This is a genomic window from Agarivorans litoreus, assembly GCF_019649015.1.
GTDB lineage: Bacteria > Pseudomonadota > Gammaproteobacteria > Enterobacterales > Celerinatantimonadaceae > Agarivorans > Agarivorans litoreus.
Genome location: NZ_BLPI01000001.1, coordinates 524,354 through 545,001, shown reverse-complemented (window position 1 = coordinate 545,001; position 20,648 = coordinate 524,354). Strand labels below are relative to the sequence as shown.

At 43.7% G+C, this 20,648-nt stretch carries 18 protein-coding genes; 10 read left to right on the top strand and 8 right to left on the bottom strand.

What is annotated here, in order from left to right:
• Positions 1-3: 3 nt before the first annotated feature.
• Genes K5L93_RS02455 through K5L93_RS02435 form a run of 5 tightly spaced genes read right to left on the bottom strand, consistent with a single transcriptional unit; the run spans position 4 to position 5,426 of the window.
• Complete coding sequence (locus K5L93_RS02455) at positions 4-273, bottom strand: K+/H+ antiporter subunit F (protein WP_016400659.1); 270 nt, start codon at positions 271-273, stop codon at positions 4-6.
• Positions 267-770, bottom strand: a complete 504-nt coding sequence (locus K5L93_RS02450) for a Na+/H+ antiporter subunit E (RefSeq protein WP_246614966.1) — start codon at positions 768-770, stop codon at positions 267-269. The genes K5L93_RS02455 and K5L93_RS02450 overlap by 7 nt, the downstream gene beginning before the upstream one ends.
• On the bottom strand, positions 767-2,278 hold the full coding sequence (locus tag K5L93_RS02445; RefSeq protein WP_220718331.1) for a monovalent cation/H+ antiporter subunit D: 1,512 nt from the start codon (positions 2,276-2,278) through the stop codon (positions 767-769). Before K5L93_RS02445 ends, K5L93_RS02450 begins: the two co-directional genes overlap by 4 nt.
• Positions 2,278-2,631 (bottom strand): Na+/H+ antiporter subunit C, encoded by a 354-nt coding sequence (locus K5L93_RS02440; RefSeq protein ID WP_220718330.1) that lies wholly within the window; start codon positions 2,629-2,631, stop codon positions 2,278-2,280. The genes K5L93_RS02445 and K5L93_RS02440 overlap by 1 nt, the downstream gene beginning before the upstream one ends.
• Complete coding sequence (locus tag K5L93_RS02435) at positions 2,631-5,426, bottom strand: monovalent cation/H+ antiporter subunit A (RefSeq protein ID WP_220718329.1); 2,796 nt, start codon at positions 5,424-5,426, stop codon at positions 2,631-2,633. The genes K5L93_RS02440 and K5L93_RS02435 overlap by 1 nt, the downstream gene beginning before the upstream one ends.
• Before the next feature lie 193 nt (positions 5,427-5,619).
• Here K5L93_RS02435 and K5L93_RS02430 point away from each other — a divergent pair, with 193 nt between their 5' ends.
• The 7 genes from K5L93_RS02430 (at position 5,620) to K5L93_RS02400 (ending at position 15,976) form a co-directional block, all read left to right on the top strand.
• Entirely contained in the window at positions 5,620-6,036 is a 417-nt protein-coding gene (locus K5L93_RS02430) for a DUF5329 family protein (protein WP_220718328.1), read from the top strand.
• Positions 6,033-6,938 (top strand): AraC family transcriptional regulator, encoded by a 906-nt coding sequence (locus tag K5L93_RS02425; protein ID WP_220718327.1) that lies wholly within the window; start codon positions 6,033-6,035, stop codon positions 6,936-6,938. The genes K5L93_RS02430 and K5L93_RS02425 overlap by 4 nt, the downstream gene beginning before the upstream one ends.
• Before the next feature lie 178 nt (positions 6,939-7,116).
• Positions 7,117-8,244 (top strand): S-(hydroxymethyl)glutathione dehydrogenase/class III alcohol dehydrogenase, encoded by a 1,128-nt coding sequence (locus K5L93_RS02420; RefSeq protein WP_281422537.1) that lies wholly within the window; start codon positions 7,117-7,119, stop codon positions 8,242-8,244.
• Positions 8,245-8,261: 17 nt separating this feature from the next.
• Positions 8,262-9,101: an S-formylglutathione hydrolase gene (gene fghA / locus K5L93_RS02415; RefSeq protein WP_220721423.1), complete on the top strand. Its 840-nt coding sequence runs from the start codon at positions 8,262-8,264 to the stop codon at positions 9,099-9,101.
• 496 nt (positions 9,102-9,597) lie between these two features.
• Positions 9,598-10,761, top strand: coding sequence for a glycoside hydrolase family 5 protein (locus K5L93_RS02410; RefSeq protein ID WP_220718326.1), 1,164 nt, complete (start codon positions 9,598-9,600; stop codon positions 10,759-10,761).
• A 139-nt stretch (positions 10,762-10,900) separates the two neighbouring features.
• On the top strand, positions 10,901-14,971 hold the full coding sequence (locus tag K5L93_RS02405) for an AsmA family protein (RefSeq protein WP_220718325.1): 4,071 nt from the start codon (positions 10,901-10,903) through the stop codon (positions 14,969-14,971).
• A gap of 180 nt (positions 14,972-15,151) precedes the next feature.
• Positions 15,152-15,976, top strand: a complete 825-nt coding sequence (locus K5L93_RS02400; RefSeq protein WP_220718324.1) for a substrate-binding periplasmic protein — start codon at positions 15,152-15,154, stop codon at positions 15,974-15,976.
• Positions 15,977-16,016: 40 nt separating this feature from the next.
• Here K5L93_RS02400 and K5L93_RS02395 read toward each other — a convergent pair whose 3' ends face one another.
• Entirely contained in the window at positions 16,017-16,235 is a 219-nt protein-coding gene (locus K5L93_RS02395) for a hypothetical protein (RefSeq protein ID WP_220718323.1), read from the bottom strand.
• 156 nt (positions 16,236-16,391) lie between these two features.
• Between K5L93_RS02395 and K5L93_RS02390 the strand changes: the two genes are divergently transcribed.
• The 3 genes from K5L93_RS02390 to K5L93_RS02380 all read left to right on the top strand — a co-directional run bounded on the left by K5L93_RS02390 (position 16,392) and on the right by K5L93_RS02380 (position 19,179).
• The gene (locus tag K5L93_RS02390) at positions 16,392-17,501 is read left to right on the top strand and encodes an MFS transporter (RefSeq protein WP_220718322.1); all 1,110 of its coding nucleotides are present in this window, start codon (positions 16,392-16,394) and stop codon (positions 17,499-17,501) included.
• A gap of 105 nt (positions 17,502-17,606) precedes the next feature.
• Positions 17,607-18,137: a phosphoribosyltransferase gene (locus tag K5L93_RS02385; RefSeq protein WP_220718321.1), complete on the top strand. Its 531-nt coding sequence runs from the start codon at positions 17,607-17,609 to the stop codon at positions 18,135-18,137.
• A gap of 169 nt (positions 18,138-18,306) precedes the next feature.
• Positions 18,307-19,179, top strand: coding sequence for a transporter substrate-binding domain-containing protein (locus tag K5L93_RS02380; RefSeq protein WP_220718320.1), 873 nt, complete (start codon positions 18,307-18,309; stop codon positions 19,177-19,179).
• A 19-nt stretch (positions 19,180-19,198) separates the two neighbouring features.
• On the opposite strand, the gene K5L93_RS02375 is transcribed toward K5L93_RS02380, so the two are convergent.
• On the bottom strand, positions 19,199-19,552 hold the full coding sequence (locus tag K5L93_RS02375) for a HopJ type III effector protein (protein WP_220718319.1): 354 nt from the start codon (positions 19,550-19,552) through the stop codon (positions 19,199-19,201).
• A gap of 290 nt (positions 19,553-19,842) precedes the next feature.
• Positions 19,843-20,571, bottom strand: a complete 729-nt coding sequence (locus K5L93_RS02370; RefSeq protein WP_220718318.1) for a hypothetical protein — start codon at positions 20,569-20,571, stop codon at positions 19,843-19,845.
• Positions 20,572-20,648: the final 77 nt, after the last annotated feature.

The following is a 20,648-nucleotide window of genomic DNA, read 5'->3' as shown; positions in this document are numbered from 1 at the left end:
ATCCTATTCGATGATGTCGCCGCGAAGTAAGTATTTACAAAATGCAGCAGTACTAACAAAGCCTAATAGGGCAATTAGTAATGCGCTTTCGTAGTAACTTACCGAGCCTTGGTACAAGCCTAACAATATAATTAAGGCGATGCTGTTGATATACATAGTGTCTACCGCAACAATGCGATCAGGCGCGGTAGGCCCAATAATTAAGCGCCAAGCATTGAGCGCCAAGGCTATACAAATTAAGCCGCTAGCAAAGAGAGTGGCATAAGCTAACATTTGAAAATCTCCTTCAGTGGGGCTTCATAGCGCTGTTTTATTTGTGTAATTAGCGCTTGCTCATCTTCTAGATGAAGCACGTGAACATACAGCCATTGTTTGTCGTCAGATAGCTCGACACTGCAAGTTCCTGGGGTTAACGACACACTGCTTGTAAAAATGGTTAATGGCAAGGGTTCGCTAAAAGAGATAGGTACCGCGACAAATGCAGGGTTAAGCTTTTTGTTACTTTGCAAAACCCTTTTCGCAACATCGAAGTTCGAAACTACAATATCGACAATTAAACGAAAAGTGTAAGAGATTACTTTAAGTGGGTTTTTAGCAACCGGTTCTTTTTCACTTAGAGGCGCAACGATCCAAGGGATTACAATGGCAAAGATTGCACCTAGTACCATATGCCCGCGGCTAAACTCATGTAAGATTTGCCACACTAACCACAACAGTAAGCTGTGGTATGGGGTTGGAAACCAAACAAATTTCTTTTGAGTTTTAATCATTTGGCTACCTCGTTAAGTTGTTGCAAGCTTAGGCCAGCATTGAGTTGCTCTGCGGCAAGCTGAGCGTAATCGGTTAATGGACCACCAAAGACCACCATTAAAGGCAGTAAGCTAACTAAAATAGCGATGGCTAAATATTGAATAGGGTGCCCTTGTAAGGCAGTGGTGTTTTCACCACTGGTGCGCCAAAATAAAGAGGTCCCAGCACGAGATAAGGCAATTAGCGAAATCAAACCTGCGCCTAAAATTAAAGACCATATCCACGCCATTTGATTAGTATCTGTGACCGATTGCAAGATAAGGGCTTTGCCAACAAAACCAGACAACGGAGGCATGCCGATTAGACCAATGGCAAGCAGGGCAAACACAAAGCCAAGTTTAGCCGATTGAGGCATGGCTCTCGCTGTTACAAAGCGGTCTTCTGCTTTTCCTCGCTGCTGCTGAATGAGTCCCGCCAGCAAAAACATCGCAGCACAAGCGATGGTACTGTGTACTAAATAATAAATACCGGCAGTGCTGGCTTGTACGCTATTAAGGCTAATTGTAACCAACAAAGTACCAACCGAAACAATCACCAAGTTGCTACACAGTACTCTTAGGCTTTGGCTCGCTAATACTGATATCGCGCCAATGGCGATGGTCAACAAGGCAATTGGCCATAGCCATGGAAGTGCGATATTAGCCAGCTCGCCCGCTTGATCACCAAACATTACTCCGTGGATCCGCCATATACTGTAGATACCTACTTTGGTCATAATGGCAAACAGCGCGGCTACTGGGGAGCTGGTGCTTGAATATGCCTTAGGCAACCAAAAGTGCAGCGGAAGCATTGCTGCTTTCAAACCAAACACGGCAAGTAACAGTAATGCACCAGACTTGGTAATTAGCTGCTCACTGTGCGACAGTTGCGGAATTTTGTCAGCCATATCGGCAAAGTTAAGGGTACCTAAGGTGCCGTATAAGGTGCCTAAGGCAAACAAGAATAACGATGAGCCAATTAAGTTTAAAAACACATAATGGATGTTGGCCTGAATTTTTTGTTTGCCGCCTCCGTGGATCATCAAGGAGTAGGAAGCAATCAGTAATACCTCAAAAAATACAAACAGGTTGAACGCGTCACCAGTTAAAAAGGCGCCGTTAATGCCCATTAGTTGGAACATAATTAATGGATGAAAAAATGCTCCATTTTTATCTTCACCGGCACTGGCATACAAAATGACAGTTAGGCCTAATATGGCGCTCAAGGCAATCAATAATGCTGAAAAGGCATCAGCCACTAATACAATGCCAAAGGGCGCCGACCAATCACCTAAGGCATACATTTGAATACCTTGGTGTTGCACTTTTAAAAGCAAGGCTATTGCCACAACAACCATTAACAAATTGGCTGCAATAGTGAGAATACGTTGTTTGCTTAACGAAGCGCTTAGGCTTGGAAATAGCAACACTACGCCCACAAAAAACGGGATAAGAACAGGGAAAACAACTAAATGATCAAACAAACTCATTAGGCTTTATCCTCCCGCGCTAAACGGTCTATAGGTTCTTCTCCATCAACATGGTCGTTACCCAAATCGGCACGCCCACGCATGGCCAAAATTACGGCGAAAGCGGTCATCGCAAATCCAATAACAATCGCTGTTAGTACTAAAGCTTGAGGGAGTGGGTCGGCGTAATTGTCTCCGCCATTTAGCACCGCCGGTGCGCCAATGGTTAATCCGCCACTGGCAAACAAAAATAAGTTAACAGCGTAAGACAGCAAGGTTAATCCAATAACAAGGGTAAAAGTGTGGCCTCGTAGCATCAAAAAGATGCCACAAGCGGTCATAAAGCCGACACACAGTGAGTAGACTACTTCCATTATCTTTCTCCTACGGTGAGCCGTTCTTTGGTGGTGAGTTTGCCTAGATTAGCCAAAATCAATAAGGTTGCTCCGATAACCGTTAGGTAAACACCTAAATCAAATACCAAGGCGCTGGTAAGCTCAAACTTGCCTATCCAAGGTAGTGAGAAGTAATCGAACCACGAGGTTAAGAAGGGGCGACCAAAGGCCCAGCTGCCTAAACCGGTAATTGCTGCGGTGACTAATCCAATGGCGATAAAGTAGTGGTAACTAACACTCACTCGTTTACTCATCCAATCTACGCCGTGAGCCAAATACTGCTGAATCAATGCAATTGAGGTTATTAGGCCTGCAATAAAGCCACCTCCGGGTAAGTTGTGTCCGCGCATGAAAATGTAAGCCGATACCAATAGGAATAAGGGCAGTAAACTTTGAGATACTACCGATAGCAGAATTGGGTATTTGTCTTTTGCCCATAAGCGACCATCGTGATCTTTAGTTCGCATTGATAAACGCATTCTTGCGATCAGCTTATAAATACCTAGTGCCGCAATACCCAAAACGGTAATTTCGCCAAAGGTATCAAAACCACGGAAATCAACCAAAATTACGTTAACTACGTTGGTACCACCGCCGCCAGTTTTAGCGTTAGCAATAAAGAAATCTGAAATGCTATCGAGCGGGTGAGTTAGTAGGGCAAAACAAATACTGCCAATAATACAACCAATTGCAGAAGCCACCGCTAAGTCTCGAACAAAGTGGCTGGGGCGGCTTTTGCTGGTAGGAGTATGTTGAGGAAAAAAGTACAAAGCTAACAACAGTAAGATTACCGTTACTACTTCTACAGATAACTGTGTTAAGGCTAAATCTGGCGCCGAGAAATAGGCGAAGGTAATCGATACCACCAAACCCACTAACGATAGCATCAGCAACGCTATCATTCGGTAGTGGCTCCAGATAATGGTAGCGAGAGAGCCTGCAATTAGTAATGTCGCGGCAATCACTACCGCTCCATTAAGCGGCGTGCTTGGCAAGCTGCCTTTAGTCGATTCTAAATTTAACAACGGTGGTGCGGTTAAGGCTAGAGCAAAAAAGCACAGCCAAAAAGCGTAGCGCTGTAAAGACCCAGACTCTAAATAACCATTCACTTTTTGCGCCCACATTACGCAGCGTTGAATGGCGCCTTCAAATATCATTTTTGCGTCCAGCGCAGGGAACAAGCCCTCAAACCTAAACAGTGGTTTGCGGTTTAAATAAATGGCTAATCCGCCCGCAATAGCGAGGCCGCTCATCAATAATGGAATGTTAAATCCATGCCATATTGCCAAGCTAAATTCAGGTAAGGGATGGTTTAACACGGCCAACGAAGCGCTGTCCAATAAGGGGCCAATAGTAAAGCTAGGGAATATACCCACCACTAAACACAGAGCAACCAATATCTCGACGGGCACCCGCATGTAACGGGGTGGCTCGTGCGGTGTTTTGGTTAAACCTTTCGGTTCTCCGTTGAAAAATACATCGTGAATAAAGCGTAATGAATAAGCTACTGCAAACGCACCACCAATGGTGGCAAGAACAGGAATAAGCCAAGACAATGAGCCTAAAATGCTTTGGTCGAGGGTTTCGGCAAAAAACATTTCTTTGGAAAGAAAACCATTTAACAGCGGTACACCTGCCATCGAGGCTGAGGCTACCATCGCCAGCGTGGCGGTGATTGGCATGTACTTCCATAAACCATTAAGTTTGCGCATATCACGCGAACCGGACTCATGGTCGATAATGCCTGCAGCCATAAATAGTGAAGCTTTAAAAATGGCGTGGTTAATAATATGAAATACTGCAGCAATTGCCGCCAGTTGGGTATTTAAGCCAAGCAGCAATACAATTAAACCCAAGTGACTAATGGTTGAATAAGCCAGTAAGCCTTTTAAGTCGTGCTTAAATAGTGCTGTGTAAGCACCCAGTAACAACGTGAACAAGCCAGTAAGAGAGACAACCGCAAACCAGGTTTCGGTTCCTGCTAGCACTGGGTAAAAACGTGCTAATAGGAAGATACCCGCTTTAACCATAGTGGCAGAGTGTAAATAAGCACTTACCGGTGTAGGGGCTGCCATGGCATGTGGTAGCCAAAAGTGGAACGGAAACTGTGCTGATTTAGTGAACGCGCCTAATAGAAACAAAGCCAAAATGGCAAAGTAATAAGGGTGTTGCTGCACTAATTCGCCGCTGTTTAACACCACATCAAGTTCGTAGCTACCGACAACTTGGCCCAGTAACACAATGCCACCTAACAGGGCTAAGCCGCCAGCGCCAGTAATGGTAAGCGCCATGCGAGCGCCTTTTCTTGCGTCACTGCTATGAGACCAAAAACTAATGAGCAGGAAGGAGCTGATGCTGGTTAACTCCCAGAAAAACCACAGCTGCAACATGTTATTCGACATCACAATGCCTAGCATTGCAGTCATAAACATAATTAGGTAGCAATAAAAGCGGCCCATGTGGTCTTTTTCGCTCAAGTAGTAGCGAGCATACAAAATGACCAATAAGCCTATGCCCAAAATCAGTAAGCTGAACAGCACTGATAAGCCATCAAGGCGAAAAGAGAGGTTAAGCCCTAGCTGTGGGATCCAAGCGATACTTTGGGTGAAAAATTGGCCACCCAATACCGCGGGCATGTCGAACAAAATCAAGGCCAGTGCAAGCGCAGGTAGCAAGGCGGTGGCCAGTGCGCAAGTACTTCGGCTGAATTTGTTGGTTAGCAAAGGAACAATAATTCCTAGCATGGGTAAAAACGGTACCCAGAAATAGTGCATTTAACGCAGCTCCATCAGCTAATTGTTTGGTATTTATGAAAAATCATAGTCATTATTCGAATGAATATCCACGCTTAGTTTACACTACTTGGCTAAAGTTACTCAGCGATTAACAACAGTTATTTTGTTTCTTGAGCTTAAGGGAAATGAGTCATAGACTAGGCGCAAACCCCTACAATAAAAGGTGTTTTTAATGGTGCTATTTAAATGCGGTGTTAGTTTACTGTTGTTTAGTTTGTGCATGTTTAGTCAGTTTGCCTTAGCTGAAACAGCAAGCGACTCAAATTGGTTGCAACAGCAGCAACGAATTGAAGCCCTTTTACAAGCCATTGAACAAGCCGATCTCACTTTTGTTCGCAATGGCTCTGAACACAATCCTCAGCAAGCGGGCGAACATTTAAGAATGAAGCTAAAGCGCGCGCAAAACAGTTGGTTTGCGCCAGATAAAGAGAGCTGGACCGCCGAAATGTTCATCGACAAGCTTGCCAGTAAGTCTTCTTTGAGTGGCAAACCTTATCAAATCCGGTTTGCCAATGGCGAACAAGTAGACTCATCCATTTGGCTATATCAACAGCTCGCCCGATATGATCAGCAGCAGGGAGCACAATGAGTAAAACTAATTATCACCGTAAGTTTGTACCGGTGATTCGTTACTTAGTAAAAAACTACGATAAGAACCTTAATTTGAATGAAGTGGCGGAGATGGCGCATTTATCTCCTTACTATTTTCACCGTGTGTTTAAGGCGGTAACGGGAGAGACTCCCGCCGATTTTATTCGCCGCTTAAAACTTGAGAAAGCCGCCACCCAGCTATTTTTTCATAAAGAAGCGGTCACCAAGGTGGCTTTAGATTTTGGCTTTTCTAGCTCGCAAGCCTTAGCTAAGGCTTTTCGTGGTTACTTCGCACTAAGCCCTAGCGAAGTAAAAAATTGTGAAAGCATGGAGCATTACACTCAATTGCTAAGAGACAGCAAGATTGGACACCTGTTACGCAACAATGGACACGCTTTAGCAAACGGCACGCAATATGATGACTCTGCAAATCAAACAAGGAGTGAAATCATGAAAACCGAACATTTTGAAGAAAAGAACTTGGCTTACATTCGGGTAACCGGGCCCTATGGCGAAGGTTACGATGTTGCCAGTGAACGCCTTTATGGCTGGGCGGGACCAATGGGTTTAGCTGAGGGGGAGAGTATTTTTATTTATCACGACAACCCTGAGTTAACCCCAGCCGATAAATGCCGTACCGACGTCTGCTTGGCTATACCTGCAGGGGTTACTCCACCTGCAGGCATCGAGTTGCAAACCTTACCTGCGGGGAGTTATGCCAATTTGCGTAAACTGGTAACGGATAAATCACAATATGCGCTTTACTGGCAGAAGCTGATGAGCCAAGTGGTAGACGCAGAGTTAACGGTTGATAACCGCCCATGTTTTGAGCTTTACCATAGCTACGATTTAAAGACTCACCATGCCGATGTAAGTTTTTGCACCTCTATTAAGTTGTAAGTAGTTCAAGCAACAAAAGTTGCTTAGCGTGTTTTTGAGTTCATTTTGTTTTGCAGCCCTTCCGGGCTGCCTTTTTTATCCCCTCAATAAAAAATGCTTATAAAGCCCAAGGCTATTGGCTCTGCTATGCTCTGGTAACTGCATGTTTAAATTGCTTATCTATTAGTGAAGGAATGTTATGGATACCAGTAACTTTATTAAATCTCGAGCCGCTATTGCTTGGGCACCCAATCAGCCGCTTTCTATCGAAACCGTAGATGTTATGCCACCGAAGAAAGGAGAAGTGCTGGTTAAGATAATTGCTACAGGGGTGTGTCATACCGATGCTTACACCTTATCGGGTGCCGATTCAGAGGGGGTATTCCCTTGTATTCTTGGCCATGAAGGTGGTGGCATCGTTGAGCAAGTGGGTGAGGGAGTTAATTCGGTTAAAGTGGGGGATCATGTGATTCCGCTTTATACCCCAGAATGTGGCGAGTGTAAGTTTTGTCTGTCGGGCAAAACCAATCTTTGCCAAAAAATTCGCTCAACTCAAGGGCAAGGGTTGATGCCAGACGGCACTACCCGCTTTTATAAAGACGGTAAACCCATCTTCCATTACATGGGCTGCTCTACCTTTAGTGAATACACCGTGCTGCCAGAAATATCACTGGCCAAAATAAACCCAAGTGCCGACTTAAAAGAAGTCTGTTTGCTGGGCTGTGGCGTTACCACCGGCATGGGCGCGGTGACAAAAACAGCCAAGGTGCAAGCTGGAGATACGGTGGCAATATTTGGTTTAGGCGGCATTGGCTTGTCAGCAGTGATTGGCGCAGAAATGGCCAAGGCTTCACGTATTCTGGCCATTGATATTAACGAATCTAAGTTCGAGTTAGCCAAACAGCTTGGCGCTACCGACTGCATAAACCCACAAACCATCGATAAACCTATTCAAGATTACATCGTAGAACTTACCGATGGTGGCGTGGATTTTTCATTTGAATGTATCGGTAACGTAAACGTAATGCGCTCAGCCTTAGAGTGTTGCCATAAAGGTTGGGGTGAATCGGTCATTATTGGGGTGGCTGGTGCGGGCGAAGAGATAAGCACTCGACCGTTTCAATTAGTTACCGGCAGGGTTTGGCGCGGCTCGGCATTTGGCGGAGTAAAAGGGCGCAGTGAACTACCAGAATATGTAGATCGTTACATGGCAGGCGAGTTTAAACTTAGTGACTTTATTACCCATACCATGGCATTAGACAAAATTAATGAGGCATTTGATTTAATGCATCAAGGTAAGAGTATTCGCAGCGTAATTCACTATTAAGGTAGCGTGCAATGACAATTAAATTACTTGCCAGCAACAAAGTGTTTGGTGGTGTCCATCAGCGTTATTCTCATCAATCAGAATCCACGCAATGTGAAATGAATTTTGCTGTTTATATGCCGCCACAAGCTGCTGACGATACACCAGTACCCTTGTTGTATTGGCTGTCTGGTTTAACCTGTAGCGACGAAAATTTCATGCAAAAAGCCGGAGCTTTTAAAGTGGCTGCCGAGCTAGGTATGGCGATTGTTGCCCCCGATACCAGCCCACGAGGTGAAGGCGTTACTGATGACCCAGAAGGCGCTTATGATTTAGGTTTAGGTGCTGGCTTTTATGTTAATGCCAGCCAAGCGCCTTGGGCTAAACACTATCAAATGTATAGCTATATTTGTGAAGAGTTACCGGCATTGTTAGAACAGCATTTTCCCATTACTCAGCAGCGAGCTATTGCTGGGCACTCGATGGGCGGGCATGGCGCTTTGTCTATAGCCTTTAAAAATCCCCAGCGTTATTCGTCGGTTTCGGCATTTAGCCCAATCTGTCAGCCTACAAATTGTCCTTGGGGACAAAAGGCTTTTGCGGCTTATTTAGGTGATGACCAACTTCGTTGGCAGGAGTACGACAGTAGTTTGTTAATAAAACGATTAAAACCCGAGCAGCACTTGCCACTGTTGATTGACCAAGGCAGCGATGACAATTTTCTTGCCGAGCAGCTCAAGCCCGAAACCCTTGTTGATGCCGCTAAGCAACGTGATTACGCAATAAACTTTAGAATGCAGCAAGGCTACGACCATAGCTATTTCTTCATTGCTAGCTTTATTGAAGATCATCTGCGCTTCCACTTTAAGTACTTTTAGTTAACTAGGGTCTGTTGATCTTTGCTGATGGTTTTTGCAGCAATTTATTAGCCATTTAGGCAAGGCAGTGAGTGTGCAGTTAAGTGGGCTTAATAATCACTCGCTAACGCTGAATAAATGGCTAAGGAATGCTGCCCAAAGGGTTCGGATAAGCGAGCTTTACTCTTTGTTAAGCACTTCTTGCTTAGCCCACTAGGCTTCTAAGTGCTCGCCGCGATTAAAGCCCGCTTATCTCGAACAAAATTTCAACACCAAAGATCAACAGACCCTAGCTACTATCTTTTACGCTAAACCCGCAACTAACACTGCGGGTTTGTTGTTTTCTCACATTCTTTGATGTTTTGTTTGAAACAAATTTAGGCATATTTTCATTGATGCTTTATTAATGTGAGAACCTACAAATTCTGATTACTCAACAAAGCTTTAGCCTAGGTCAGCTCGGGCTAATCAGTTAGCCTGCTAAGTAGTAATAGGTAGTTGTTTAGAAGGTAAAAGCATGGAAGTGATTAAAAAAAGTCTTCAAGGTAGTGTCATACTCGTTAGCGGTATTTTGCTTGCAGCCTGTGGCGGTGGCAGTTCAACAGGAGCTGCCAGCGGTGCGCAGGTAGAGCTAGACAGTGCTTATTACAGCGATGTCTATGGTTGGAATGCCAGCGGTGGGCTTAACCAAACCCAACTTGGCCGAGGACTTAACTTAGGAAACTACCTAGAAGCGCCTAATGAAGGAGAGTGGACGGGTGGAAGACTGCTGGTTCAAGAAGATCTACAGATTATTGCTGATGCTGGTTTTAAAACAGTGCGCATCCCAGTGCGTTGGTCAAATCATGCAGCTGAATCTTCTCCATATCAAATAGACGCCAGCTTTATGGCCCGAGTTAAGCAAGTGGTTAATTGGAGCTTGGCTGAAAATCTACAAGTGGTGTTAAACGTGCACCACTACGAAGAAATGATGAACGACGGCGAGAGCATGCAAGAAAATCATATTCGTCGTTTAGTGGGGATCTGGCAACAAATTAGCCAAGAGTTTCCGTTAAGTGAGTATGGCCAAGAGCAAGTAGTATTTGAGCTACTTAATGAGCCAAATGGCACCATTGGCTACGATGATTGGAATGACATCATTGCTCGGCTAACGCAGTTGATTTGGACCACTATGGCCGATCAGCAAAATGATGGCAGTGAGCAGCGTACGATTATGATTGGTACTGCTAATTGGGGACACCCCGATGGCTTAACCCAATTGCAATTACCTAGCAGTGTTAACGCTGATAACACCATTATTACCGTTCACTATTACGAACCGTTCCACTTTACTCATCAAGGTGCCGATTGGGTATCGGGCTCTAACGATTGGATTGGCACACCATGGTTAGGTACTGCCTCAGACCAACAACCTTTGATTAATTTATTTGACAGGGTGACGGCTTGGAATGAACAAGCTGGGCGAGGCTTTGAGATATTCATGGGAGAATATGGCGTGTATTCACTGCATTCTGATCCCGACCATCAACGCGCTTGGACTGCGTTTATTGCCCGCGAAGCAGAAAAGCGCAATATAAGTTGGGCCTACTGGGAGTACGCCTCTGGCTTTGGTGCCTACGATCCAGAAGCTGGCGCGTGGCGACCAGCGTTGATCGAAGGCTTAATCCCAACTTCGCTTTAACTATTACTGCTTTGAGACTATTATCTTCTTGATAATCAAATACTACTGTTTGTTAGTCGATTTACTGTGTCAATACTAAATCTAAGCTATTAGCCTGCGCGCTGGTGGCTTTTTCTGTTATTTAAACGTGGTTGCAGTGATGAAAATGAAGCCTTGGTTAAAGCGAAGCATAATTGGTTTAACAGTATTGTTCGCCATTATACTGTTACCCATTGCAGTGTTGGTAGTAGGTGTCAATATTGAAATTGGCGATAGCCGTCAAGTTGTTACTAAGCTACTTAGCGAGCAACTGCAGCGCGATGTTAGCATTAACGGCAATATACAACTCGAGTTGTCTTTGCGTCCTGCCATAACCGTAGAAGATATCCACATAGCTAACCCAAATGGCTTTGGTCAACAACACTTTGCTCAAGTGCGCAAGGCTAGTGCCCAAGTTCGGGTGCTGCCACTTTTGAGGCAGCATTTAGAGATCGAGCAAGTACTGTTAGATGGTTTTTATTTAGAGTTAATAAGAAATGTAGAGGGGCAGAATAACTGGCAGTTTACTAGTCGTGCCGCAGAGTCAAACAACATAGACTCTCATTCGGCTCCCAGTAATACTAAAAATAATAATGATTTAACTTGGCAAGGTATTAACTATAGCTTTGAAATTAAACAGCAAATATTGATTAGCGACGCCAGGATTAACTATACCGACCACGCTGCCGAAGCGGTGCTAGACTGGCAGCTCGAAGAACTAAAACTGACCTCTCTAGACAGTGAAACGCTGGCGATGACAGCTAAAGGGAGTATGTTAGATGAGCACTACGCACTAGATTCCAGCTGGCAACTAGAGCCCTTGCTACAGGGACGTACTGGCGATGTGCAGTTAAACATGCAGGTCGCCGATGCTAAGTTAAGTTTATCGGGGCAGCTGGCGCCGCAAAAAGAAATAAACAGCTACTTAGAACTTAATCTTGATTGGCAAAATGCCAATTCTATTGCCCGTTTATTAGGCAACAAATTATCAAATATTGCTCCGATTAAATTGGCAACGCGTTTTGATGGAAAGCCAGGTGCATACAGTTTATCCCCGATTACCGCTACTTTAGGCAGCAGTGAGCTTTCCGGCGAATTGGCGTTAACAGGGAAACAGCCTGTTGCCATTAGTGGTAATTTAGACATAAGCGAGATTGATTTAAGTGCTTGGCTTCCCAGTTCGGAGTCTGATGAAGCGAAAGCTGAACCGTTGATAAGTGCAGACTCCCAATCGCAATCAAACAAGCAAGTTATTGGACAAGTTCAAGATATAGAAGCGCAAGCGCAAGCGGAAGCGTTACCGTTGTTGCAGATTGTGCGCTACTGGTTAAATCAAGCCGATGCAGACTTGTCATTAACTATTGGCGAGATATTAGGACTACCGCAAGAGGTATCATCAATTAGCTTGGGTTTAAAAGTTGAGGGTGAAAAGTTAAAGGCTCCGCTGCGTGCAGTGGTTGACGATATTCGCTTTCGCGGTAACTTAAAAGCAAATGTGAAGGACGATCGTTTAACGACTTCAATGCGGTTGGTCGCACAAAAGTCCCCATTAGATAAACTGGCTAGTCGTATTCCAATGCTAGCTGGAAGTACTGGAAGCATTGGTCGCTCGGTATTACGAATCAAGGCTACGGGTAGTGATGTTACTGAGCTACTAAGAAATAGCCAATTTGATTACAAAATTGAAGATAGTCGTATGACTTTACCTACAGGTACTAGTTTCGATATCAAGAGTGCCGACCTGCATGCCAGTATAGCCAGTGAGTTAGAGGTTAATCTTGATGGTGTATTACTTGATATTCCGGTTAGTGCGGTTATTCATACCAGCCCTCTAAGGGCTATGTTTAATCAACAAGCGTGGCAAGTTCGAATGCAGCTAGACTCACCAGCAATTGAGCTTGATTTAAATGGTGAGCTTCCTAGTGGCGTGTGGCAGCAGGGGGCAAGTTTGCAACTAAACGCAAATTCTCCACGCATTGGTTTACTCGCGCCATGGTTGGGTGTAGACCAAGGCGCTCAAGGGCCATTTAAGCTCGAGCTAGCGTTGCAGGCTGAAAAAGGGCGCTCATCAATCAATATTAGTCGGCTACAATTGGCTGACAGCAAAGGCTCGTTGCAAGCAAGTTGGGATAGGAGCAAAACGAAGCAAGGATTAGTAAGCATCAATTCCGCTTGGCAACGTATTGATCTTGCTCAGTTAACTGCGTTTATGCCTAATGAAGAGATATCAACCTCCGCTCTTCAAAGTGATAATAAGCAAGCGAATCAACAGCCTGCGAATAGAACCACTATCGATATTCGTGTGCCTATATTGCCACAAGGCGTGTCTATTAATGATGCCGAACTTAATATTAAAGTGGAACAATTGCTATTGGGAGAGCATCAATTTAGTCGTTTGGAGTTACAGGCCTCGGCGCGAGATGGTTGGGTGCAGAGAGCGCCATTTAGTGGCGAGTTTGCGCAAAGTAAAATCGCCGGTAACGCGGTGTTAGATTTACGCAGTTCACCATTAAAACTTGATTTTAGTATTGCAAGTGAACAGCCAAATATTCCTCAATTGCTTAAACAACTTAAGATTGCCGAACAAGCCAACTTGGCCTTAGAGCGTGCAGAGCTAGATTTGTCTTTAACAGGCGACAATATAGCCCAATTAGTCGCGAGTACATCGCTCTCTGCTAAGCTAATTGGCGGGTATTGGGTTTTAGTTGATCCTAATACACAAGCCAGCGCTAGAATAGAACTTGATGAAGGGAGTTTGACTGCCTACCCTGAGCAGCCTTTGGCTTTAAATTTATCAGGTCAGTTAGAGGAACTTCCGTTAAGTTTAGAGTTAAGCACGCTTAGTTTAGCCGAATTTAGTCAACAACCTCGAGAGTTACCTATTCAACTAAACTTAGATGTAAACCAAGTTAGCTTACAAGCAAAAGCCACACTTCCACGCCCTATTTCAAGTGACAATTTAAGTCTTGCTGTGCAATTAAAAAGCCCCAGCTTAAGTCAGTTAGATAGCTTACATGGGATCCAATTACCACCGTTTGGTCCGATAGAACTTGCTGGTGAGTTGCTGATAAATAAGCAAGGTTATGCTATCAATAACATGCTATTAGCTGTAGCCAATAGCGAGCTTACGGGCCTGGCTAACTTAAACACAGTAAATTCAAAACCACAGCTCGATATTGCAATTAGCGCCAAAAACATCCAATTAGATGATTTTCGAACTGATGGGTGGCAGGGGCTTGAGCAGAGCCTTTCTTCATCGACGAATAAAGCGCAAAGTAACGATAAAACTCAGGTTGGCGCTGACTCAACAGACGCTGCTCAACCCTTGTTAAGCCAAGCTGTGTTCCAGCGTCTAAATGCTAATTTTTCTCTGGATGTTGAGAGGGTTAAATCGGGTGATGATTGGCTAGGTGAGGGCAAACTATATTGGCAATTACACGATAGTAGTTTGCACTTGGCTCCTTTGTGGTTAGCACTACCAGGAGGCGAAATAAACCTTAGTGGAGAATTAAGCGCTGTAGATGAAGGATTTTATAGTCAGCTAAAGGCTGATATAGATAATTTTGATTATGGCTTGTTAGCAAGGCGGATAAAACCTGATACTGAGATGCGTGGGACTTTTAGTTTGCATTTAGACGTGAACAGTGAGTTTGACCAACTAAATCAATGGTTAGAAAGTGCTAATGGTAAGATTGGTTTTGCGGTTTGGCCTTTGGAGTTTGAAGCTGGCATTATGGATTTGTGGGCAGTAAGCCTTGCCAGTGCAGTTATTCCCGAGCTGGATGACTCCGAAAAATCGGTACTTAATTGTGTGGTAGCGGCCTTTGATAGTAACGATGGTCAATTGGTACAAAATGTATTGCTGGCAGATACCTCCCGCATGAGAGTGCTAGGAGAAACAGAGGTAGATTTTAAGCAACATCAAGTAAAGATGGTGCTACGACCCAAAGCGAAACGTGCTCAAATATTTGGTTTATCAACACCCGTAAAAGTTACTGGGAGTTTTGATGATTTTAAAATTGGTATTGCAAGTGGTGGGTTAATTGGCACCACCATTCGTTTTGTGACCAGTCCGGTGGTTTCACCTTTGCGTTGGATTGTGGAAGCGCCGCTGGATGCTGATGGCAGCGAACTTTGTCGCCAAGCTTGGCAGCAAGCAAAACAGGTGGATGCAAATAGCCAAGTAGAGTAGTTGGCCTAATTCACAGCTTGCAGGGCTAGTTTATAAAGTTGTTGCTGACAATGTTCCATCAGCTAAATTCGAGTCTGGTCACTAAATACAAAACTTTCAGTTGCTTAGCATCAAGCAAGCTTGATAACTAAGCACTTAGCGCTAACCTTAAATATAAGTCGTATTTAAGGAAGATATACAATGTTCGCGTTTATCAAACCCTTATTCTTAATTGCCGCGGTCGCTAGTTCTCAGTGGGTGGTCGCTTCCGAGTTGACTATTTGTAATCGTTTAGTAGTAACCGGTAATGCCGAGTATCCGCCTATTTTATGGCGAGACCAAAACAATCCAGGCAAGCTTACAGGCCTTGCTATAGAGCTGCTTGAGCTGGCATTAATGGACACCGAAATTAGTATCGATGCTCGTGACCGAGGGGTATGGGCAAGAGCGTTACAAGAAGCCAAACACGGCGAAATAGATATGCTGGCCGGCGCTTTTTTAACCAATGAGCGGCAACAATATATGGACTATATTGTGCCGCAGTTTACCGATGTCCCCAGTGTTGTATGGACAAAAAAAGGTAATGAGTTTAACTATCAGAAGTGGGAGGATTTACTAGACCGCCGTGGTGGCACCTTAGTAAATAACAGCTTTGGTCAAAACTTTGATGCTTATGCCAAAAAGAATTTGAAGATCCTTAGCAGTGCATCAGCAGAGCGCTCTTTCGCCATGTTGTTGGCCGATCGATTCGATTATGTACTTTATGAGTTATATCAAGGCTTAACTATTTTGGAGTCGGCCGGTTTGAAATCTGAGGTTGTTGCTTTAGATAATCCCATTTCTGTAGAAGGTTTGTATTTCACTTTTTCTAAAAAATCAGGTTGTAATAGCGAAGCGCTGAGGCGTCATTTAAGTGAACGAGTGACTCAACTCACTAGGTTTAATACCTTCGAACGCTTGTTTGACAAACACATGCAAGCTTGGTTATTGCAGCAATCGAACTATGGTGATGCGCCGCGTAACTAAGAGCTAACTTGGGTTCAGTTGGTTACGGAGCTTACTCGTCTTAGCTTGTGACTTTTTCTGCTCTAACAGCGGTGTTAGCTTCTTGCCAACCGCGGGTTTTATTAATCAGCTGTTCAACCATCTCGGCATTACCAACAACAACCCCTTCTTCTAAGACCACCAAGCTATTGTTCCGTTCTTCAATCTGAAAATTTGTGCAGATGATTTGGTTGTCACTATATCCGGCAGAATTAAAAAAATGAATCTTGTAAGTATTCATGCCTTCACCTCTATTTGAAGAGCAAAGAATTGCCTTTCATCATTAACTGAGAGTTTTATTGTATTTTAGGAGAGAAAATCGCTATTAAGCAATCGTAGTGAAGAGTATTGTTCAGTTACTTTGATGTTCATCTGTCTTACTTAGTGAGTAACTGAAATGCTATTGCTGTTAGCGATTATTTACCTTGCGTTTATTAGCCTTGGTTTGCCTGATTCGCTATTGGGCTCATCGTGGCCAATCATGCGGGGTGACTTAGACGCCAGCCTCGAATTTGCCGGTGTAATTTCTATTGTTGTTAGCGCGGGAACAGTGGTGTCGAGTCTATTGTCTACTCGGCTTACTCATTACGTTGGCACTGGTAAAGTGGTAGCTGTAAGCGTACTAATGACTGCGATTGCTTTATTTGGCTTTAGCTTAACTTACAACGCTTGGTTACTGGTGCTTTTGGCTGTGCCTTTGGGTTTAGGTGCGGGTGCCGTTGATGCCGCTTTAAATAACTTTGTCGCAATAAACTACAAAGCCAAACATATGAATTACCTGCACTCTTTCTGGGCTGTTGGTGCCACCGCTGGTCCTTTGATTTTGGCGCTTTATCTGAGTCAGCAACAAGGTTGGCGCGACGGTTACGCCAGTATTTCTTATATTCAGTTTGCCTTAGTTGCTGTATTGCTGTTGGCTTTGCCCCTTTGGCGACGCGCAACCAGCGAGAAATTGCCAGCAAGCGGCGAGCAGCATACACCGATAGGCAATGTTACAGCCTTTAAAATGAAAGGCGTTAAGCTGCAATTGCTTACTTTTTTTTGTTATTGCTCCTTAGTGGCGGGGACTGGCTTGTGGGCCGCTAGTTACTTAATTAGTCAGCAGCAGGTAAGTGCCGCTAATGCTGCTTTTTGGACCGCTATGTACTTTTTGGGGATTACGCTGGGGCGCTTTATCTGTGGATTTGTTTCTGAGCGAATTGCAGAAGATAAACTTGTTCGTGGTGGTGTATTGACTATTTTTGTTGGTGTTATGTTTTTGCTGATACCTAGTTGGCCAATGTTGGCTAAAATCGGCTTAATGGTTATCGGTTTTGGTTGTGCGCCTATCTATCCAAATACTATTCATCTCACGCCACAAAGATTTGGCAAGCAAGCATCGCAGACTATTATTGGTTTATCGATGGCCTGCGCTTATGTTGGTACTAGCTTAATGCCTCCGTTTATTGGCTTATTGGCTGCATCCAGTTCTTTTTGTCGTCCTGCCAATCGCATTGCTAATGTTTAGTGGTTTCATGATGTTTAGCACCGAGCGACTGAAACTCTGGCCGAAGTCGTAGCCTACAAATAGCGATCAGCCAGCCATTACTTAGTTCAAGTGCAAAGGGTTTTTATGGGAAACAAACACATCGGCGAGCTGGTATTAAGCCAGCAACAAATTAGCCAAGGAGTAAGCACGGTAGCTAAGCAACTAAATCACTTGTATGCAGGTAAAACTGTTGTGCTAATTACGGTAGTTCCGGGGGGGATTTTATTCACCGCTGATCTAGTGCGCCAGTTAAGCTTTGATGTTGAAATGGATTACATCTCTTGCCCACATACACCTGGCGACCGGCAGAACAACTCCACCATTGTTTATCATCAAAATATTGATATTAACAATAAGCCAGTGATTGTAATTGATGATGCCATAGAGTCTGGCGGCACTATGCAGCGGCTCATTGCCCATCTAAGTAGTCAGTTCTCACCCTCATCATTGGCTATCGCTAGTTTGCTGGTAAAACCGGGTCGTGTGGATATTCCTGTAAAGCAATATTTTGCTTATTTAATGGACAGCGACGATATGCTGGTGGGTTATGGTTTACCGTGGAATAATCAATATCGCAACATCCCATACATCAGCAAGTTAGTAGTACAATATTAAATACTTAGTTGCCGGCAATACTGGCGGCTTGGCTAGTTTCTCGGCTTTTCTGTTTGCTAGTTTTAGCAGGGAAATAAAAGATTTCAGCTGAGCTATATTTGGCTATACTTGGTTTAATGGGTGAATTTAGTTTTAGGTATAACCTATTAATAATAAAAATGAAAATAAAGTGTTAATGCTTTTTCGTTTAGTCGCGTTAAGCATGTGTTTATTGGTGTTTAAGTCAAGTGCTATTGATATCGTACGCTATAATCGACCTCACTCTGAGCTAGATAAACGAGATGATTATCCATTACAGTTGATTACTGCTGCTTTAGAAGCGACTAAAGAGGAGTTTGGGGATTATGAGATAAGCTTTTCTCCCTTGCTGTTGAAGCGCAGCCGAGCGTTGCAAGCATTAGCTACTGGCAAACTTATAAACGTATACTCTGCGCCAAATAATATAGAGTGGGAAAATGCCATATCCCCCATCTATTTCCCTATATACCGGGGGTTGCTGGGTTATCGCTTATTACTCATTAATCGCAGCAACACTCAGCTATTTGCAGACATTAAGTCTTTAGAGGAGTTAAAACCATTAAGGGCTGGATTAGGTTTACAGTGGAGTACCACTAAAATTTTAAAGCCTCAAGGTTTTACGGTAGTCACTAGCAGCTCATACGAAGGCTTGTTTGGTATGTTACATCTTCAGCGTTTTGATTATTTTATTCGTGGCATTAATGAAATTTTTTATGAGTTTGAAGAAAGAACGGACAGGTATCCAAATATGCAAATTGAGCAAACCAAAGCCCTTTATATTCAGTTACCGGTTTTTTTCTTTGTTTCAGCTAGTGAGCCTAAATTGAAACGCCGCTTGGAGGCGGGGCTTTGGAAATTACATCATAGTGGAGAGTTTGACCGTATATTTAACTCTTATCATAGCAACTCTATCATTCGTTCTGATATTAAAAATAAAAGGCTATTTGTTATTGAAAATAACCTGTTAGCTCCAAACCCTATTTATCAGAATTCGGAGCTATGGGTTGACCCTCTAAGTTATTAGCGTCAACAAAATAACGTTGTTATTTTTTCTCAGTTAAGACCACTTGGCTGAAGCTAATGCCATCCCAACCATTTTTAATAAACTGGCGAATATTTTGGTGGTCGTCACCGTATGGCGTAGACAATACATCTTGGTAGTATTGACCAAACAAGGCTAGGGTCTGTTGTTTACTTAATCTGTTTAATTGACCAAAAGCAAATACTTTGCATGAACCTGAGTTTTCACCTTCGGCATTGTTTTGCTTGCCGTTACTAAATGCACTTGGCGTGAACTCGTAGTTTGCGTCAATAATTTTCATACTATCTTCAAAGCGAATTTGATCGGGATCTTTAGTAAGAACTTCAACAAAGTTAGCGATATCTGCCTGTGCCATGAATTACATCCTGTAGTATTAGTTTATTCGCGCTTACCTTATTTGAGAGTATTGCCTCGGGTCAAGAAAAAATCAGCCGATTCAATTATTGTCATTTTGAATAATTAGCATCACAAAAAATACTGGCATTTATGCAGTGTTTTCAGAGCGTCAATTTTTGCCCGCCAAGGCGAGAGCTTTTGTCAATTTTTCCATAGTGCACTTAGCCGCAGAGCAGCCTTATTGGGAGCTTAACCCCAGCTAGCGGCTAAGTGTATTGCTATCGTTTTGCGTGAATGCTGAGCTAATTACTACTCGCTGTTATTAGCCCCTGCTATCGCTTTCTCTAACCAAGATTGTGCATGTTTAATTGGGCCTTGTATGCCTTTTAGTGGGGCGTCGGGGCGGTCGGCTCTTACTTTTGGATGGTTGTTGAGTTTAAGTAAAACTTGCTGAGCATAAGCTAAGGTTTGCTGATCAGGCATTGGTGTCACACCATCGCGAATACAGGCAATTAGCGTACGATGTAAGCCGCTGGTTAAGGTCCAAATGGTGTTTAGCCTAAATCCTCCAAGCTGGCTGTCACTGGCTAGTTCATCTAAAAAACGGATCAGCTCTGGCAACAGCGACACTGGCCTTTTTTCCCTAATACTTACTGCGGCAACGTAAAGCTCTTTTGCTGAAGCGCTTAAGCGAAGATAATCTGCTAGGGAATCAGTTTCCGATAAATTGCGTGCTTCGGCGATGATTGCTTGTCTAGCTTCAGCCAATTGGCTAACCGGGGCATGAGGGTCAAAATTTTGCAGAATATCTTCGAACTGGCGTCTATCGTTTTCGATCTCTGCTTCTAGTTCAACAATCTTTTCTTTACCTTTCTCTACTTCTTGTTTTAGGCTTTGTAGCTCTAGTTCAAATTCGCCAAACTTGAGCTTAGTGATCCGCTTGCGAAGCTCTGGTTGAGTTGCAATGTAAATCACAGCTGCTAGTACCATAAGCTCCCAAAGAGAGGTATTACTCAAAATATTGCTAATGATGCTCATGCCAAAACCTAGTTATTTGAAAGGGTTTCTAGATCTTAGACCAAGCTGGATACATATTGGTGTTTTCAGTGCTTGTG

Excerpts from the sequence above, each read along its gene's own strand:
- K5L93_RS02455 (WP_016400659.1), bottom strand. The coding sequence starts at position 273 with ATGTTAGCTTATGCCACTCTCTTTGCTAGCGGCTTAATTTGTATAGCC.
- K5L93_RS02450 (WP_246614966.1), bottom strand. The coding sequence starts at position 770 with ATGATTAAAACTCAAAAGAAATTTGTTTGGTTTCCAACCCCATACCAC.
- K5L93_RS02445 (WP_220718331.1), bottom strand. The coding sequence starts at position 2,278 with ATGAGTTTGTTTGATCATTTAGTTGTTTTCCCTGTTCTTATCCCGTTT.
- K5L93_RS02440 (WP_220718330.1), bottom strand. The coding sequence starts at position 2,631 with ATGGAAGTAGTCTACTCACTGTGTGTCGGCTTTATGACCGCTTGTGGC.
- K5L93_RS02435 (WP_220718329.1), bottom strand. The coding sequence starts at position 5,426 with ATGCACTATTTCTGGGTACCGTTTTTACCCATGCTAGGAATTATTGTT.
- K5L93_RS02430 (WP_220718328.1), top strand. The coding sequence starts at position 5,620 with ATGGTGCTATTTAAATGCGGTGTTAGTTTACTGTTGTTTAGTTTGTGC.
- K5L93_RS02425 (WP_220718327.1), top strand. The coding sequence starts at position 6,033 with ATGAGTAAAACTAATTATCACCGTAAGTTTGTACCGGTGATTCGTTAC.
- K5L93_RS02420 (WP_281422537.1), top strand. The coding sequence starts at position 7,117 with ATGGATACCAGTAACTTTATTAAATCTCGAGCCGCTATTGCTTGGGCA.
- K5L93_RS02410 (WP_220718326.1), top strand. The coding sequence starts at position 9,598 with ATGGAAGTGATTAAAAAAAGTCTTCAAGGTAGTGTCATACTCGTTAGC.
- K5L93_RS02405 (WP_220718325.1), top strand. The coding sequence starts at position 10,901 with ATGAAAATGAAGCCTTGGTTAAAGCGAAGCATAATTGGTTTAACAGTA.
- K5L93_RS02400 (WP_220718324.1), top strand. The coding sequence starts at position 15,152 with ATGTTCGCGTTTATCAAACCCTTATTCTTAATTGCCGCGGTCGCTAGT.
- K5L93_RS02395 (WP_220718323.1), bottom strand. The coding sequence starts at position 16,235 with ATGAATACTTACAAGATTCATTTTTTTAATTCTGCCGGATATAGTGAC.
- K5L93_RS02390 (WP_220718322.1), top strand. The coding sequence starts at position 16,392 with ATGCTATTGCTGTTAGCGATTATTTACCTTGCGTTTATTAGCCTTGGT.
- K5L93_RS02385 (WP_220718321.1), top strand. The coding sequence starts at position 17,607 with ATGGGAAACAAACACATCGGCGAGCTGGTATTAAGCCAGCAACAAATT.
- K5L93_RS02375 (WP_220718319.1), bottom strand. The coding sequence starts at position 19,552 with ATGGCACAGGCAGATATCGCTAACTTTGTTGAAGTTCTTACTAAAGAT.
- K5L93_RS02370 (WP_220718318.1), bottom strand. The coding sequence starts at position 20,571 with ATGAGCATCATTAGCAATATTTTGAGTAATACCTCTCTTTGGGAGCTT.